General features: G+C 39.5%; 1 pseudogene. It reads right to left on the minus strand.

Annotated elements, in window-relative coordinates:
* Positions 1-61 precede the first annotated feature (61 nt).
* Positions 62-253: pseudogene (locus tag KK062_RS30430) on the minus strand (2-hydroxyacyl-CoA dehydratase); the annotation flags it as partial.

The raw sequence follows: 253 nt of genomic DNA on the forward strand, positions 1-253 counted from the left end.
TCACCCCTCACACCCCTTTCTATCTGTAGAGAGGTCTCGTGCTCTTAGATGTTTATACGATTCAGCCTTTAGATTCAGGTATTTCACATAATTCTAAAGAACCTTTTTTAGCTGCTACTCCAGCTGCTTGGTTTTCTGGATATACTACGTTTAAGTCAAATACTTCTGCTAACTCTTGAGGAAATACGGATGTTGACCAACCTACAGGTCTTCCTTCTTCTTTAGCTTTAAATGCATTTGCATATTGTGCAGC

This window comes from Dawidia cretensis, assembly GCF_018598175.1.
In the GTDB taxonomy this organism is placed as follows: domain Bacteria; phylum Bacteroidota; class Bacteroidia; order Cytophagales; family Cyclobacteriaceae; genus Ohtaekwangia; species Ohtaekwangia cretensis.